The organism is Oceanisphaera psychrotolerans (assembly GCF_001870485.1).
In the GTDB taxonomy this organism is placed as follows: domain Bacteria; phylum Pseudomonadota; class Gammaproteobacteria; order Enterobacterales; family Aeromonadaceae; genus Oceanimonas; species Oceanimonas psychrotolerans.
Genome location: NZ_MDKE01000003.1, coordinates 41,078 through 56,067, shown reverse-complemented (window position 1 = coordinate 56,067; position 14,990 = coordinate 41,078). Strand labels below are relative to the sequence as shown.

General features: G+C 60.0%; 12 protein-coding genes and 2 pseudogenes. 1 reads left to right on the top strand and 13 read right to left on the bottom strand.

Translation table 11 applies throughout. From position 1 onward, the window contains the following. Positions 1-88: 88 nt before the first annotated feature. The 12 genes and pseudogenes from BFR47_RS01250 to BFR47_RS01195 form a co-directional block, all read right to left on the bottom strand. Positions 89-1,197: pseudogene (locus BFR47_RS01250) on the bottom strand (type II secretion system F family protein). A 110-nt stretch (positions 1,198-1,307) separates the two neighbouring features. Then, complete coding sequence (locus BFR47_RS01245; RefSeq protein WP_071471376.1) at positions 1,308-3,005, bottom strand: GspE/PulE family protein; 1,698 nt, start codon at positions 3,003-3,005, stop codon at positions 1,308-1,310. Continuing rightward, a complete protein-coding gene (locus BFR47_RS01240; protein ID WP_083398958.1) occupies positions 2,983-3,732 on the bottom strand; it encodes a tetratricopeptide repeat protein in 750 nt (249 codons plus the stop codon). Before BFR47_RS01240 ends, BFR47_RS01245 begins: the two co-directional genes overlap by 23 nt. Further along, complete coding sequence (mshL, locus tag BFR47_RS01235) at positions 3,729-5,348, bottom strand: pilus (MSHA type) biogenesis protein MshL (RefSeq protein WP_245748745.1); 1,620 nt, start codon at positions 5,346-5,348, stop codon at positions 3,729-3,731. The genes BFR47_RS01240 and mshL overlap by 4 nt, the downstream gene beginning before the upstream one ends. A 5-nt stretch (positions 5,349-5,353) precedes the next feature. Then, on the bottom strand, positions 5,354-5,671 hold the full coding sequence (locus BFR47_RS01230; RefSeq protein ID WP_071471374.1) for a hypothetical protein: 318 nt from the start codon (positions 5,669-5,671) through the stop codon (positions 5,354-5,356). Next, the gene (locus tag BFR47_RS01225) at positions 5,664-6,314 is read right to left on the bottom strand and encodes a type 4a pilus biogenesis protein PilO (RefSeq protein ID WP_071471373.1); all 651 of its coding nucleotides are present in this window, start codon (positions 6,312-6,314) and stop codon (positions 5,664-5,666) included. The genes BFR47_RS01230 and BFR47_RS01225 overlap by 8 nt, the downstream gene beginning before the upstream one ends. Then, positions 6,311-6,889 carry a hypothetical protein gene (locus tag BFR47_RS01220; protein WP_071471372.1) on the bottom strand — a complete coding sequence of 193 codons (579 nt, stop codon included), beginning with the start codon at positions 6,887-6,889 and terminating at the stop codon, positions 6,311-6,313. The genes BFR47_RS01225 and BFR47_RS01220 overlap by 4 nt, the downstream gene beginning before the upstream one ends. Then, entirely contained in the window at positions 6,886-7,752 is an 867-nt protein-coding gene (locus BFR47_RS01215) for an MSHA biogenesis protein MshI (protein ID WP_245748744.1), read from the bottom strand. Before BFR47_RS01215 ends, BFR47_RS01220 begins: the two co-directional genes overlap by 4 nt. 240 nt (positions 7,753-7,992) lie before the next feature. Then, the gene (locus BFR47_RS01210) at positions 7,993-8,874 is read right to left on the bottom strand and encodes an AEC family transporter (RefSeq protein WP_071471371.1); all 882 of its coding nucleotides are present in this window, start codon (positions 8,872-8,874) and stop codon (positions 7,993-7,995) included. A gap of 83 nt (positions 8,875-8,957) precedes the next feature. Then, a complete protein-coding gene (locus tag BFR47_RS01205) occupies positions 8,958-10,211 on the bottom strand; it encodes a D-amino acid dehydrogenase (protein WP_071471370.1) in 1,254 nt (417 codons plus the stop codon). Positions 10,212-10,493: 282 nt separating this feature from the next. Then, positions 10,494-12,866: a response regulator gene (locus BFR47_RS01200; protein WP_071471369.1), complete on the bottom strand. Its 2,373-nt coding sequence runs from the start codon at positions 12,864-12,866 to the stop codon at positions 10,494-10,496. 26 nt (positions 12,867-12,892) lie between these two features. Beyond that, complete coding sequence (locus BFR47_RS01195; protein ID WP_139215074.1) at positions 12,893-13,174, bottom strand: hypothetical protein; 282 nt, start codon at positions 13,172-13,174, stop codon at positions 12,893-12,895. A gap of 69 nt (positions 13,175-13,243) precedes the next feature. On the opposite strand from BFR47_RS01195, the pseudogene BFR47_RS01190 reads away from it, so the two are divergent. Beyond that, positions 13,244-14,610 (top strand): annotated as a pseudogene (locus BFR47_RS01190) (SLC13 family permease). Positions 14,611-14,701: 91 nt separating this feature from the next. On the opposite strand, the gene BFR47_RS01185 reads toward BFR47_RS01190, so the two are convergent. After that, the gene (locus BFR47_RS01185) at positions 14,702-14,941 is read right to left on the bottom strand and encodes a DUF1127 domain-containing protein (protein WP_071471367.1); all 240 of its coding nucleotides are present in this window, start codon (positions 14,939-14,941) and stop codon (positions 14,702-14,704) included. Positions 14,942-14,990: the final 49 nt, after the last annotated feature.

The following is a 14,990-nucleotide window of genomic DNA, read 5'->3' as shown; positions in this document are numbered from 1 at the left end:
GTCCTTTCAGCTGAAAACACAACATCCCCAGCATTTTTGTGGATTAAGGGGCTCTGGCCTTTGACTCGCCACTGTTACCCCTTGACCTTTACCCTTTGACGACGTTCACCATGTCCCACATGGGGGTGAAGATGCCCAGCGCCAGGATCAGTACCATGACGGAGATGCCGACGATCAGGATGGGCTCGATCTTGGACGTCAGGTTACTGATGTCGTAGTCCACCTCTTCTTCGTAGAAGCGGCCCGCTTCCATCACCATTTCGTCCACCCGGCCGGTTTCTTCCCCCACCCGGAACATCTGCAAGATCAGGGCGTAAAGACCCGACTCTCGGCGGCCACCGCCGACAGGCTGCTGCCTGATGACAGCCCCTCGCCCATGCCGAGAATGGCCCGGGTCAGCCAGGCATTACCGGTGGCGGTGCCGGCCAGGGTCAGCACCCGGACGATGGGCACGCCGGCGGCCAGCATCATGGCAAAACTGCGGCAGAAACGGGCCAGCAGAATGCGTTTGATCAACGGCCCGACGATGGGAATACGCAACTGCCACCGATGCCAGCGCAGCCGCCCGGCCGGAGTACTGATATAACGCCACAGCAACAGCCACCCCGCCAGCAGCGCCACCACCATGTGGCCGAAGTACTGGGTAAAGAAGGCCGACGAGCCGATAAGAAAACGGGTGGTCCAGGGCAAATCGGCGCCCAGCCGGGCAAAAATGCCGCTGAAGGCCGGGATCACATAGATGTTCAGCACCGTCATGGCGGCGACCATGGCGATACAGACGAACATCGGGTAACGGATGGCGGCCTTCACCCGGCGGCGGGTATCCAGCTCCAGCTGATAATAATGGGCCAGCTGCAAGAAGGCCTGCTCCAGCTGACCGGTGCTCTCGCCCACTTCCACCAGTGACACAAACAGCGAATTGAACAGATGGGGATGGGCCGCCAGGGCGTTGGCCAGGGTCTGGCCCTGGTTAAGGGCCGAGGCCACCTCGTCCAGCGCCAGGGTCAGCACCTTGTTGTCGGTGGTGTCACGCAGCCCTTCCACGATACGCAGAATGGGAATGCCGGCCCGGGTCAGGGAAGCGAACTGACGGCTCAGGATCAGCAGGGCTTCGGGCTTGACCCCGCCCTGCAGAAACTGGCGCAGCTGTATCCCGGTTTGGGTGCCGGTCCGGGTTTCCCTGATCTCGACCGGCATCAGGCCGGCATTGATCAGGCTGTCGGCCGCCGCCTGGGACGAGGCGGCTTCCAGCCGGCCTTCGTTGAGCTGTCCCTGACGGTTACGGGCCCGGTATTGATAAAACGCCACTATTCCACCCACTCGGCCAGACGCAGCACTTCGCTCAGCGCAATGTCGCCCTTCAGGGCCAGTTGCAGGGCAGAGCGGGCCAGGGTGGTGTAGTCGGGCTGAGCCGCCACCAGCTGGTTGAAGCGTTCGATATTCTGCTCGCGCAGGGTATCTGCCATGTCCTGGGTGATCTCGAGCCATTCATAGACCCCCACCCGCCCCTTGTGGCCGCTGTGGCTGCAGCTGGCACAACCGACTCCCTGATAAAAGCGGTGATCGGTCAGCTCGGGGGCCAGATACTGCAGAAACTGGCGCTGGTGTGGCTCCGGCGGGTGTTCCTGCTTGCAATGTTCGCACAGGCGGCGCACCAGCCGCTGCGCCAGTATCGCCTTCAGGGTGCTGGCCACCAGATAACCGGGCACGCCCATGTCCATCAGCCGTACCGCCGAGCTGGGCGCATCGTTGGTGTGCAGGGTCGAAAGCACCAGATGGCCGGTCAGGGCCCCGCGCATGGCAATCTCGGCGGTTTCCTGATCCCGCATCTCGCCGATCAGCAGGATGTCGGGATCCTGTCGCAGGCTGGTACGCAGGATACGGGCAAAGGTCAGGCCGGCCTTGACGTTTACCTGCACCTGATTGACCCGCGGCAACTGGTATTCGACCGGATCTTCGGCGGTGATGATCTTGCGATCCGGGGTATTGAGCTCGTTCAGGGCACCGTAGAGGGTGGTGGTTTTACCACTGCCGGTGGGCCCGGTGACCAGAATAATGCCGTTGGGGCTGGCAAGCCGTCGGCGAAAGGCACCGAGCAACGCCGGGGGCATGCCCGCCTGGTCCAGGCGGCGAATCCCCTGAGACTGATCCAGCAATCGCAACACCACCGCCTCGCCAAACTGCACCGGCATGGTGGCCATACGCACATCCACCGGACTGTTCTTGATTTTGAGCGCAAAACGACCATCCTGCGGCAGGCGGCGCTCGGCGATGTCCAGTCCGGCCATCAGCTTGAGTCGAGAAACCAGCGCCGGGGCGATGCCCACTTCTTTCAGCTCGGTTTCCTGCAACAGGCCATCGACCCGCATCCGCAGCCGGATCAGGCTCTTGTCGGGCTCGATATGAATATCGGACGCCCCTACCTGCAAGGCGTCTTCGAACAGCGAATACAACAGCTTGGCCACGGTGGCGTCGCTGTCATCCAGCCCCGCCGCCTCCAGCGCCGGCCGGCCGGGGCTGTTCTCGCCCTGCAACTGCTCGGCCAGGTTGGCAATGTCGTCGGTACGCCGGTACAGCTGATCATACAATGCCAGCAACTGCCCATGGGGCGCCACCGCCAGCTGCACTTCCCGCGGGGCCAGCAGATTACCGATGGCATCCTGGGTGTCCAGATCCGCCGGATCCGACAGCACCACCCGGGCCTGCTGGTCATCGGCCGCGATCACCAGCGCCCGGTGGCGGCGGGCATACACTTCCGAAAGCAGCTTGACCGCCTCGCGGTCGATGCTGGCCTTGTTCAAATCCAGCAACGGCAAATCCAGCTGCTCGGCCACGAAGCCGAGCAGCTCCAGCTCACTCAAGATGCCCATCTGCACCAGTAGGGAGCCAATACGGCCCCCTTCACGCTGCTGCTGCTGTAATACCGCATCGAGCTGGGCGGAGGTGATCACGCCGTGTTCGATCAGCAGTTCGCCGAGGCGCTTAGTGAGTTTGCGCTGTACCATGATGCTCCAGTTGCTGTTCAACAAAACGCAGCGAGGCCATGCCCAGATCGGCGCTGGCACGGGCCTGTTGAAAGGCCCAGACAAAGTCTTCGCCCAGTTGCTGCTGGCATAGCCCCAGCCCCAGCCACCAGGCGCCCGCCCGGCTTTCGGCCAGCAACCGACGATAGGTATCTACCGCCTGTACACATTGGCCGCCACGCCGGGCCATGTCCGCCTTCAGGCTGTAATAATCGAGATGCGCCGGCAGCGGTGGCTGACTTTCATCAAGCACCTGCAGCGCCGCCTGATAACGCTCCTGCTCCGCCAGTAGCCGGGCCAGGGTCAGACGCATATCGGCATGATCCGGCGCCAGCTCCAGCCCTTGTTGCAGCCGATCCCGTGCCTGATCCAGGGCGCCACGGCCAAACAGCAGCGCCGCCAGCCGTAACCGGATGGCGTGTGCATCGGGATACTCGCTCAGTGCCTGACCCAGACGATATTCGGCCCGGGCCCAGTCACCGGCGGCCAGGGCACTTTCGGCCTGCTGCTCCTGCTCACGCAGCCAGTCGGCCCGGCTCAGTGACACCTCGCTGATGCTGAGCGAACTCTCGACCGCCGGCAGCGGTTCGGCCTGCTGCCAGCTGTCGGTGAAGTCTGCAGCCGACGCCGAATGTTCCTCGGCCTGACTTACCCCGTGCCAGAGCGATAACAGCGCGGCCAGCACGCCCAGATAAGGAGTTTTCTTCATAATGCGCCCGAACTGATGGTCGACAGGATACCCGATTTAGGCGGATACCACTTTTCCAGCAGATCACGCGAGCGCTGCAACTCGGTCTGCCAGGTGGCGTCATTCACCACCACCGGACGCAGCATGATCACCAGCTCGCTTTTCGTGGTGGCCAGTTTACGGTTCTTGAACAGATTACCCAGCACCGGGATCTCGCTGAGCACCGGTACCCCGGAATTCTGCTCGCTCTGGGTTTCCTGCATCAGGCCACCGATGATGATCAGCTCCCCGGAGCGGGCCTCGACGATGGTATCCGACTCCCTGATGGTGCTGCTTGCCAACGGCAGAGAGACCGACAAATCCTCACCATACTGGATGACCTTGGTCACATCCGACACCTCGCTCACCGAGGGGTGAATATGCAGCAGCACCTTGTTGTCTTCCGCAATCTGCGGCGTGACATCGAGAGAGATACCGGAGAAAAAGGGCGTCAGCTCGATGTCGGGGGTGGTTTCACTGGTGGAGCTGTTGGTGGTGGTGGTCAGCGAGAAATCGGTAACGAAGTACTCGTCGGTACCGACCTTGATCACCGCCTTCTGATTGTTGCTGGTAGTCACCCGGGGGTTGGACAAGGTATTCACTTCACCCTGGGTCTGCAACAGGCTGATGACGGACGAAAAGTTACCATCGGTGATATTGAAGACCACACCGCCCCCCAGCAATTCGGCCAGCGGGTTGAGCTGAACGGTGCTCGCAGGATAAGACGACACGTTACCGGCCGTGACCAGCGGCGTGGCTGAACGGCTGGCCGTGCTGCCCGCACTCAGGTTGTCCCAGTCGATGCCCTGCTCGAAGCCGTCACTCAGTTCCACCTCGATGATCCGCGCCTCCAGGATCACCTGACGCTTGAGCTGACGCTCGGCCCGTTGCAGAAAATCCTCGACCAGCGCCAGCTCGTCGGGTGCGGCGCGCACGCTCACCAGACCCGCCTGGGGGTTGGTGACCACTACCCGGCCGTCTTCGCTGCCGATCAGCCGGCCCAGGGCCGACTCCAGACTGGCCCAGAAATCGTTGCTGGACTCGGTGTTGATACGGGTGGAACTGTTGCCTTCACTGCTACCATTTTCTCCGTTCGACAGGCTGCTGCCGCTGATGGCGGTTTGCGACTGACCATCGCGCGACAGCATCAGATAATTCACGTTGAAGGTGCGAGTACGCACCCCGTTGGGATGCACCTGATACACCCCGCCCTGTTGCTCTATGCCATAACCGTACAAGCGGGAAATGGCGGTCAGGGTGTCGGTCAGGGTCGCCTGACGCAGATTCAGACTGATGGTGCCGTTCACCTCCGGGTGCACCGCAATGCTGATGTTGTGCTGGCTGGCCAGGGCATTGAAAAAGCTTGCCGCCTCCACGTTGTTGGCCGCGATATTGAACCGGCGCTGCCGTGGCTCGGCGCTGATCGAGGCCCGGGCAGGCCGGGCGTTGCGCAATTCCTGCTCTACCGCCGCCGGCACCGGATCGGGATAGGTGCGCAGGGCTTCATCCAGCGCATCTTTGGGTAAAGTTCCATCCGGCGCGTTTACACAGGCGGCCAGCGAAGCCCCCAGCAAAGCCACCGCAAAAGGTCGTGTCATGAGGTTCATTGGCTACTCAGGGTTGATAATGAGGAAAACAGCGTCAGGGTCAGGGGTTCACCCTCCCCTCCCAGCACCACATGATTCGATTGAATACGCTCCAGCCGGTAGCCGGCGACCGCATCGCCGAGCTGATAGTACCGGCCATCGATAATGGCGCTGGCCCGGGCACCGCCGGTGAAAATGGCCTCCAGCCGCGGGACACCTTGCCGGGATGCCACCTGGGGCTCGGTGATCTCTGGTTCCATCGAGGTCAGCGGGCGGCTGGGATCCTGCAGCCCGCTGGCGCTGCTCAGCACCAGCAGCAATAACGAATTAACCACGCAACAGCTCCTTGTGTTGGCTGATGGTAAAAAAATCGAGCCGGATGATGGCCTCGGGATACTGTTCCAGTTCGAATTGCAGACCGCGCCAGAAAATACGCCCCGACAACTGCTCCAGCCGCTGTACATAGTCGAGCAGCGCCATATAGCTGCCGCTCAGGTGCAGGCTCAGATCGTGTCGGTACAGTTTTTCTTCACCTTCATCACGGCTCATCAATTTGGGGGGCTGATTGCTCAACTCGCGCAACTCGAGCCCCTGGCCTTGTTCGAGAATGGTCAGCAGCAGAGCCGACATCTGCTCCGGCCCCACCAGGGTACGCATGCGCTGGTCGACGTTTTCATTGAGTCGGTTCAGCCGACGATTCAGCCGTTCCAGTTGCTGATTGCGATCATTGTTCGACAACCGGGCGATAGCCTGGGTGAGTTCATCGCGCAGTTGCTGCTGCTGATCCAGCTGGCGGTTAAGCCCTTGCCGCTCCTGCTCCAGCCGCAGCACGCCGGCCTGAAGCGTCGCTTCGTAAACAGACAGACACAGCCAGATCACCAGCGCCCAGCTGGCCGCCAGTATCAGCCAGCGCTCCCGGCCGGACAGCGCCATGAAGCGATCGCGCCATTCGGCCAGCTGCAGGGTTAACCGGCTCATGGGGTGACCTCCGCACTGTAAAGGCTGAAGCCAAGACCCCCGTCTGTCTGCCGACTGATGTCAAGCTGACCAAAACCGTGACCTCGCAGGCTGTCGCGCTGCTCGAAGCCCAGGATCCAGGCCGGCACCGCGCTGGCACTGGCGGCCTCTCCCTGCAACACCATGCGCTTGCCTTCCAGGATCAGGCCCTGCAACGCCACTCCCTGCCAGGGAATCCGCGCCAGATCGTTGAGAATGGTGGCATAAGACACGAAGCTTTCCTGATTCAGGACGCCCAGCAAGCGCTGCCGTGCGCGTATATTCTGCTCCAGCCGCTCACGCTGGCCGTCGTCCTGCAGGCGGTTCAGCGTAGCCAGCCCCTCGCGCAACCGGTTCAGATCCGCTTCACCGGATGAAACCGCCGCCTGCAGGGCCCGATTCTGTTGCTGTAACTGATGCTGGCTGAAACCGGCATAGGCGAACACCAGCCCCCACAGCAACACAATCGCCAGGCTGCCCCGCCACAACAGCGTCAGTGAAGCCGGATCCCGGGAAGGCTTGAGCGCAGCCTGATAAAACTCGACGCGACGTTTCACTCTTTTTCCTCCCGCAAGATGCCCAGCGCCGGCAGGCTGATCGGGCTCAGGGTGTCGCTGGTCAGGGATTGAGACTCGATATTGAACACCTGGCTGATGGCCGCCTGAACCGCCGGGGTCACCCGCTGAGGCAAGGCCAGATACCAGCGATTGGGGGCATTGAGCTTGAGCTGCCCGACGGCATAGTCGATGCTGCGCTGCAGCTCCAGTAGCAGGTTGTCGAACACGAACTGATCCACCGCCATCTGCTCGTCATCCAGCGCCTGAAAGCCGCGAATGGTACGGGAAAAGTTCCACTGCCGCTGGTGAATAAAGGTCAGGGTCAGTTCCTGCCCCGGCACCTTGTGCAACAGCAAGCCCCGTTCTTCCGGTTCCAGTAGGTTGGTCATGGCCAGTTCATCCACGCCGATGGTGGCGATCTCGCACTGGGGCGTGACCGCCTTGACCAGCCCCGCCAGCCGTTCGCGCTCGCTGCTGTATACCGCGATGCGGGGCTGCCCGGTCGGGCTCGCCGGCAAGGTGATGTAGTCGAACAACAGACTGTCCAGTGGCTCGTTGACCAGCTCGCGCATGCACCAGGGCAAGGCCTGGGCCAGCTCGTCGTCGGGCATGGCGGGCTTTTCCATCTGGGTCTGCTGATACCAGTGACGGTTCAGCACCAGATGCAGTCGTCGACCCTGCCATTGCTGCTCGTCCAGCAAGGCACGCAGCGCAGTGGCGGCCGGCTCGGCATTGCCGACTTCCCGCTGCACCACCTGTTGCGGTTGGAGCTCATCGACAGCCAGCAGGCTGTTGTGCGTGATATAGATACCCACCGATGAAGACGCTCTGGCGGATTTGAACCAACGGGGAATAAAAGCCATCTGCACCGTACAAGAAGAATGAAAGGGCCAGTATAAACAGATAAAAGCGTTTTATAAACAAGCCATTATAACGACCAATATCAGCTTTTATCGAGACCCTGTCGTGAGTGAATGCGCGTTGATCAAAATCAATGTTTTTACAGCTAACCGGTACTGGCTCATGAAATTAATGCCATGGTACTGGCTCATGAAATTAATGCCATGGTACTGGCTCATGAAATTAATGCCATGCGAGCCTCATCAGAGATAGGTCAGGCTCAGGTAGATCACCAGCGGAATGGTCAACACCGAGATGCCATTACCGAGCAGGACGATGCTGGCCATTTTATCGGGCTGGCAGCGATATTGTTCGCACAATAAATAGTTGAGCACCGCGGGCGGCAACATCACCGACAGCGCCAGCAGCCGCAGCCAGTCCGCCCCCAGCGGCAACCACCAGGCCACCAGCAGCAGGCTCGCCGCCCCCACCAGCAGGTACGCCAGGTTGACCCGCAGCGCCAGCCCAAGATCGCCCATTTCGCCGCACGACAGTCGTACGCCCAGGGCAAACAGCATCAGCGGCACTGCTATCTGACCCAGCAGGCTGGCACTGGTATAAACAAATTCGGGCAACAGGGCCGGATGATCCGCCAGCAGCATGCCCAGCAGCGCAGACCAGATAATGGGGTTTTTCAGCCATTGCCCGCGACCGGCCTCCCGCGACAGGATAAAGAGCCCGAGCGAAAAATGAACCAGGTTGGACAACACAAACAGAATGATGATGGCGCCGAGCTGATCCTCGCCATAGGCCAACAGCATCAGCGGTATACCGATGTTGCCGGTGTTGCGAAACATGCCGCCCAGTACCAAGGTGCGTCGCTCCAGGCCCTGAAAACGAAACAGACACAGCAACAGGCCCGGCAGCAGAATGACCAGTACTCCGGCCAGCATCAGCGGCCAGCTGGTACCCAGTCGTACCGGATTGTCGATAAGAGCGGAAAACACCAGTGCCGGGCAGAACACCGCCACATTGGCCTGGTTGACAAAGCCCATGTCGGCATTGTGCTGGCGTCGGCCGAAGGCGAAGCCTACCGCCACTACCGCAAACACGGGCACCACGATATTGAGCAGGGTAGAAAGCATATGGAAACACAAAAGGCGCCAGTATGGCGCCTTGCTATGGTGCTGTCCACAGCCGGAAACGGCTGCGGTGTCGGCGCCGTTCTTTAACCGTAGCGGCTGAAGCCCAGGCCGCTGTCGTCGATTTCCGGCTGCTTGCCGCTGATCAGATCGGCAATCAATTTGCCGGAACCGGCGCCCATGGTCCAGCCCAGGGTACCGTGACCGGTATTCAGCCACAGGTTCTTGTAACGGGTGGCACCGATAATGGGGGTGCCGTCCGGCGTCATGGGGCGGAACCCGGTCCAGAACACGGCTTCGTCGACCTTGCCGCCTTCGGGGAACAGGCTGGTCACCGACTGGGCGATGGTTTCCCGGCGGGCATTGGGCAGATCGGCATTGAAGTCGGCCAGCTCGGCGGTGCCGGCGGCGCGAATGCGGTTGTCGAAGCGGGTAATGGCAACCTTGTAGGTTTCATCCATGACCGTGGACTGAGGCGCATCGGCATCGTTCTTGACGTCAATCGTCAGCGAGTAACCCTTGATCGGATAGATGGGCAGGCGGATCCCCAGCGGGCTGAGCAGGAAAGGAGAATAGCTGCCCATGCACACCAGAACCTGATCGGCGGTTTCCAGACCGTTGCCGGTCTGCACGCCGCGAATTTGATCGCCATCGCTGACCAGTGCCTTAATCTCGGTATCGAACTTGAACACCACTCCGTTTTCCTGGCACTTTTTCACCAGCGCCTTGGTGAACAGGTTGCAGTCGCCGGTCTGATCATCCGGAAAGTGCAGTCCCCCCACCAGCTTGTGCTTCACCCGGGCCAGGGCCGGCTCGCGGGCGATACACTCGTCGACGTTCAGCATGGCGTGGGCCACGTTGAATTCCTGCAATACCTTGATGTCCTTGGCGGCGTCATCAATCTGCTTCTGGGTGCGGAATACCTGGAGCAGGCCCTGCTTGCGGCTTTCGAACGGCAGTTTCAGTTCCTGCTGCAGGTTGTTGATGCACTGACGGCTGTATTCGGATACCCGCACCATACGCGACTTGTTGACGCCGTAGGATTTTTCGTTGCAGTTGGCCAGCATCGACAGCATAAACTGCCACTGCGCCGGATTGAGGCTCGGACGCACCTTGAGGGGAGCATGAGACTGGAACATCCATTTGATGGCTTTCTGGGGAATACCGGGAGCAGCCCAGGGGGAGGACATGCCGAAAGACAGCTGGCCGGCGTTGGCGAAGCTGGTTTCTTCGGCCGCATCGGACTGGCGATCGAGTACCACTACCTCATGGCCCTGCTGAGACAGATACCAGGCGCTGGTTACACCGACAACACCACTACCCAATACTAATACTTTCATAACACTCCCCTACCAAGATGCTTGTATATCGACAATATCATCTAAAAATTAAATAAAATCCAGAGTAAAACAGGGAGCCAAATCCGTCGGGAGCGAACGGATCACCGGCAGTAAATTCGGGGCTTCCATCTTTATCTGAGCGCGGTTTTTTGAGCAGACCAATAATTCACTAAAAATAAAAAAAATAGAACAATAAACTGGCTTAATGGCAAATGTGACGAAGATCTCAATTCCGTAAAGACAATCGGTCAGCATCGATCCGGTGCCGAGCTTTACCGTTGTTTACCGTAGTTGCGCCAGCAGCTCGCCGAGGGCCGTCAGTTGTTCCGGCTCGGGACGCTGTTCCTGCTGCAGCAACAACGACAGACTGCGCGCCCTGGCCGCCAGAGTATCGAGCTCACAGGCCTCGGCCTGCTCGGCAAGCTCGCCGACCACGTCCCGGGCCTCTTGCCAGTCCCGGGTGGCCAGGGCGGCCTGCACTAGCCAGACATCATCCTGATGCTGTTCGGCAAAACGGGCTCGTCGCGCTTCCCGCTCGGCGCTGCCGGCTGATGACACCCGTTCCGGTTCCGGCTCGGCCGGCGTCGGCAGCAAGGCCACCGCACCGGAGGCCGGACTGGCGGCCATCGCCTGGGTCAGAGCCTGATAAAGCTCGAAACGATTGACCGGCTTGGTAACATAGCCGTTCATGCCCGCATTCAGGCAGGCTTCCCGGTCGCCGCGCATGGCACTGGCGGTCAGTGCCACGATGGGAATATCGTGATGTACCCTGAGCTTGCGGATCTGGCGGGTCGCCGCCACCCCGTCCAGTATCGGCATCTGCAGATCCATCAGAATGGCATCGAAACGACGCCGGGCCATCTGCTCAACGGCCTGGCGACCGTTGTCGGCCAGCGTCACCGATACCTCAACCTGCTTCAGAAACTCCACGATAAGCTGCTGATTCATCCGGTTGTCTTCTGCCAGTAATATCTGCTTCCTCGCCAGGCAAGCACGATAAAACGCCAGATCCGGCGCCAGGGTCTCCCAGTCGGCCACCGGCGTCGCCCCTTCGCTCAGCAGTTGGCTCAGGCAATGGCGCAAGCTGTGCTCGGTGACCGGCTTGGACAGGTAATGGTCGATACCCAGGGCACGCATCTGCCCGGAGGGGCGATCCCGCCCGAAGGCACTGATGATAACCACCGCCACATGATGCAGCTGTGGTTGCTGCACCAGATAGCGGGCCAGATCCAGGCCGTTATCCTGCCCCAGACGGCAGTCGATCAGCGCCAGCCTGATCTCGCTGCCGCGTTTGTGGAGTATCTCCTTGGCACTGGTTATGTCCTGCGCACAATACACCACCATACCCAGCCGCTGGAGCCCACGGCTGATCACCTCGAGTACCAGCGCATTATCGTCCACCAGCAGCACCTTCTGCCCCATCGCCACCTCGCATGATACCGGCTCGGTCTGCAGGCCGGATACCGGCTGTAACGGCAGGCTGACGGTGAAGGTCGAGCCCCGGCCCGGCTGGCTCTCTACCCGGATATCTCCCCCCATCAGCTGCACCAGATGATGGCTGATGCTCAGACCCAGGCCGCTGCCGCCGTATTTGCGGGTGGTGCTGGTATCGATCTGGGTAAAGCTCTGAAACAATCGGTCGAGTTGATCGCGCATGATACCGATGCCGGTATCCCTGACCGCGAAACACAAGCGGGGTTCGGGTTCCTGCTCCACCGACACCGTCAGTACCACCTCGCCACGCTCGGTAAACTTCACCGCATTGCTGACCAGATTGACCAGCACCTGACCCAGCCGCAGCGGATCGCCACGCAGGCAATCCGGCACCTCGGGAGCCTTGTTGATAATGACCTCCAGCTGCTTTTGTTCGGACATATCGGCGAAGAGCCCGGACAGTCGTTCGAGCTGTTCATCGAGATCAAATTCGATATCTTCCAGCTCCAGTTTGCCCGCCTCCACCTTGGTCAGATCCAGAATGTCGTTGATCAGCAACAGCAGGTTTTCGGAAGAGTTCTTGATTTTCTTCAGATATTCGGCCTGCTGCACGTCCAGTGGTGTCTGCTGCAACAGGGAAGAAAAACCGATAATGGCGTTCATGGGAGTGCGAATTTCGTGACTCATGTTGGCCAGAAAGTCGGCTTTGGCCCGGGCCAGTGCGAACGAGGCCTGACTGCTTTCCCGCAGCTGCCGGTTGCTCCCCGCCAGCCATACCAGCCCCAGACTGAAAGACAACAGCAGCACCAGAGCCAGCACCGTGAGCAGGGTTTCCCAGCAGGATTCGGCCTGCTGCTGCCACACCGTTTTCTGTGTGCGCAGCACGGCAATATCATCTACCACAATCTGCTCGCGCAGGCGGATCATCTCTTCCAGGCTGTGTCGGTAAAATTGGTGGTAATAGAAGAACTCCCGCTGCTCGAGCGGAGCGCTTTGCTGCAAACGTTCGGCTTCATCCTCGAGCGCGTACACAAATAACAGGCTGGGCGCATTCAGATACAGCCGGCTGCGTTGCACCAACTGCTCGAAAGCCGCGCCGTTCGACAAGGGGGCGGCCCGCTGCACGCTGTCGGTAATGGCCTGCATGTGGTAGCGACTGCGAACATCCGCATCCTGCAAGGCTCGCAGCTTGCCCAGATAACGATTCAACTCGTCGATCACGGCGTCGAGGCTGCTCTCTGGCCGGCTCAGCCTTCGAGATACCGTACAAAACTCACTACCTGCAACGACAGCGTCCTGACCCGTTCATTCCGCAGGAGGCCGTTTTCGGCGTCGATGTTCACCCGGTGTTGCAGATGACGCAGGGCTTCCAGTACCGGCTCTGCCTGCTGTTGCAGCGCCAGATAATAGCGATGCTGACGATACTGGTTGACGCCATAAGTCATCAGCAACAGCAGCACCATCAGCCCGCACAGCAATATCGTCCAGCGTGGCACCGAAAAAACACGTCGTTTTGCCAACGCCATCATCTTTTGTGTCCGCCGACTGGTGATATACTCACAACCTTATAAAAAACAATTACATAACGAGAAAAAGACATGTCTGACGAGATTCCGCAGCAAAGTGTTAATATGAGGGCAAAGTGGGGCATTCTCTGCGCCAGCCTGATCCTGTTTCTGCTCTTGCTGAATACACTGCCTTATGAGCCCGGCGTCAACAAGGGGCTGAGCCTGCTGGTGTTTATTGCCGTGCTCTGGCTGACCGAAGCCACTCATATTACCATCACCGCCCTCCTGGTGCCGCTGTTGGCCACCCTGCTCGGCATTTTGAACACCAATGACGCCTTGAGCAATTTTTCCAACTCCATCATCTTTCTGTTTCTGGGCGGTTTTGCACTGGCGGCGGCCATGCACAGCCAACAGCTCGACCGGCTGATTGCCGGCCGGATCCTGCAACTGGCCAGGGGTCGGCTGGGTGTGGCCGTCTTGTTGCTGTTTACCACCGCCGCCTTTCTGTCCATGTGGATCAGCAATACCGCCACCACCGCCATGATGCTGCCGCTGGCACTGGGCCTGCTGAGCTGTCTGGATGAGCAGCGCCATCGCAGCACCTATGTCTTTGTGCTGCTGGGCGTGGCCTACAGCGCCAGCATCGGTGGTATCGCCACCCTGGTCGGCAGTCCGCCCAACGCCATCGCTGCCGCCGAAGTCGGTTTGAGCTTCAGCGAATGGATGGCACTGGGCCTGCCCATTACCCTGCTGCTGCTGCCGGTGGCCATTCTGGTACTGTATCTGATCTTCCGTCCCAAACTCGGCGAACGTATCGAGATGACCGAGGTGCACATCAACCTGACCGGTCAGCGCAAGATCACCCTCGCTATCTTTGCTCTGACGGTGTTGCTGTGGATTTTCTCCGGCACCCTGTCCAGGGTCCTGGGCGGCCTGGCGGCCTTCGATTCTCTGGTGGCGCTGCTGGCCATCGCCCTGATCGGAATCACCCGGGTAGCCCACTGGAAACACATAGAAAAACACACCGATTGGGGCGTGCTGCTGTTGTTTGGTGGTGGCCTGACCCTGAGTCATGTACTGAAGGAAACCGGTACCAGCCTGTTTCTGGCCCATCATCTGGCCGAGATGCTGGGTAACGCCAATCCCTTTGTGATCCTGCTGGCCGTGACCGCCTTCGTGGTGTTCCTGACCGAGCTGGCCTCCAACACCGCCAGTGCGGCGCTGTTGATTCCGGTGTTCGTGGCGGTAGCGAGGGCCTGGGGCTGACGCCGGTCATGGTGGCCTCGGTCATTGCGGTGTCCGCCTCCTGTGCCTTCATGCTGCCGGTGGCTACCCCGCCCAATGCCATCGTGTTCGGCTCCGGCCACATCCGCCAGAAGGATATGATGAAGGCCGGTTTTGTGCTCAACCTGGCCTGTATCGGCATGCTGGCGGGGTATTTCTTCCTCTTCGGCTGATCCTTGCCCAAGCAGTCACTACCGATGCTGCAGACACAAAAAAGCCGCTGAACGTCAGCGGCTTTTTTATCGGGCGCATCCTTGCTGGAGATTATTGTTGCCAGAACGGCTTGCTGATTTCCTGATAGCGGTCGGATTCGTTCAGTCCGATGTCTTTCAGCAGATAACTCGGCAGTTCGGCGAGCTCGCGGCGAGTACGGGTACGGTGCAACCACAGGCCGAAAGTGCTCAACAGGTTCAGTTGAGTTGTAGCTTTATGAGCCGTTGTTTTATGAACCGTAGTTTGCTGGAAATGTGACTGGTCTTGGGTCTGGAATTTTAGGGTGATCATGATGCGCCTCCTGAGCTGATTTCGGGCACAGGATAGTGAGCACCCGACC

What these genes read in the sequence shown, in the direction of transcription:
- BFR47_RS01245 (WP_071471376.1), bottom strand. Translation starts at nt 3,005, where the DNA reads ATGGTACAGCGCAAACTCACTAAGCGCCTCGGCGAACTGCTGATCGAA.
- BFR47_RS01240 (WP_083398958.1), bottom strand. Translation starts at nt 3,732, where the DNA reads ATGAAGAAAACTCCTTATCTGGGCGTGCTGGCCGCGCTGTTATCGCTC.
- mshL (WP_245748745.1), bottom strand. Translation starts at nt 5,348, where the DNA reads ATGACACGACCTTTTGCGGTGGCTTTGCTGGGGGCTTCGCTGGCCGCC.
- BFR47_RS01225 (WP_071471373.1), bottom strand. Translation starts at nt 6,314, where the DNA reads ATGAGCCGGTTAACCCTGCAGCTGGCCGAATGGCGCGATCGCTTCATG.
- BFR47_RS01215 (WP_245748744.1), bottom strand. Translation starts at nt 7,752, where the DNA reads ATGGCTTTTATTCCCCGTTGGTTCAAATCCGCCAGAGCGTCTTCATCG.
- BFR47_RS01210 (WP_071471371.1), bottom strand. Translation starts at nt 8,874, where the DNA reads ATGCTTTCTACCCTGCTCAATATCGTGGTGCCCGTGTTTGCGGTAGTG.
- BFR47_RS01205 (WP_071471370.1), bottom strand. Translation starts at nt 10,211, where the DNA reads ATGAAAGTATTAGTATTGGGTAGTGGTGTTGTCGGTGTAACCAGCGCC.
- BFR47_RS01195 (WP_139215074.1), bottom strand. Translation starts at nt 13,174, where the DNA reads ATGATGGCGTTGGCAAAACGACGTGTTTTTTCGGTGCCACGCTGGACG.
- BFR47_RS01185 (WP_071471367.1), bottom strand. Translation starts at nt 14,941, where the DNA reads ATGATCACCCTAAAATTCCAGACCCAAGACCAGTCACATTTCCAGCAA.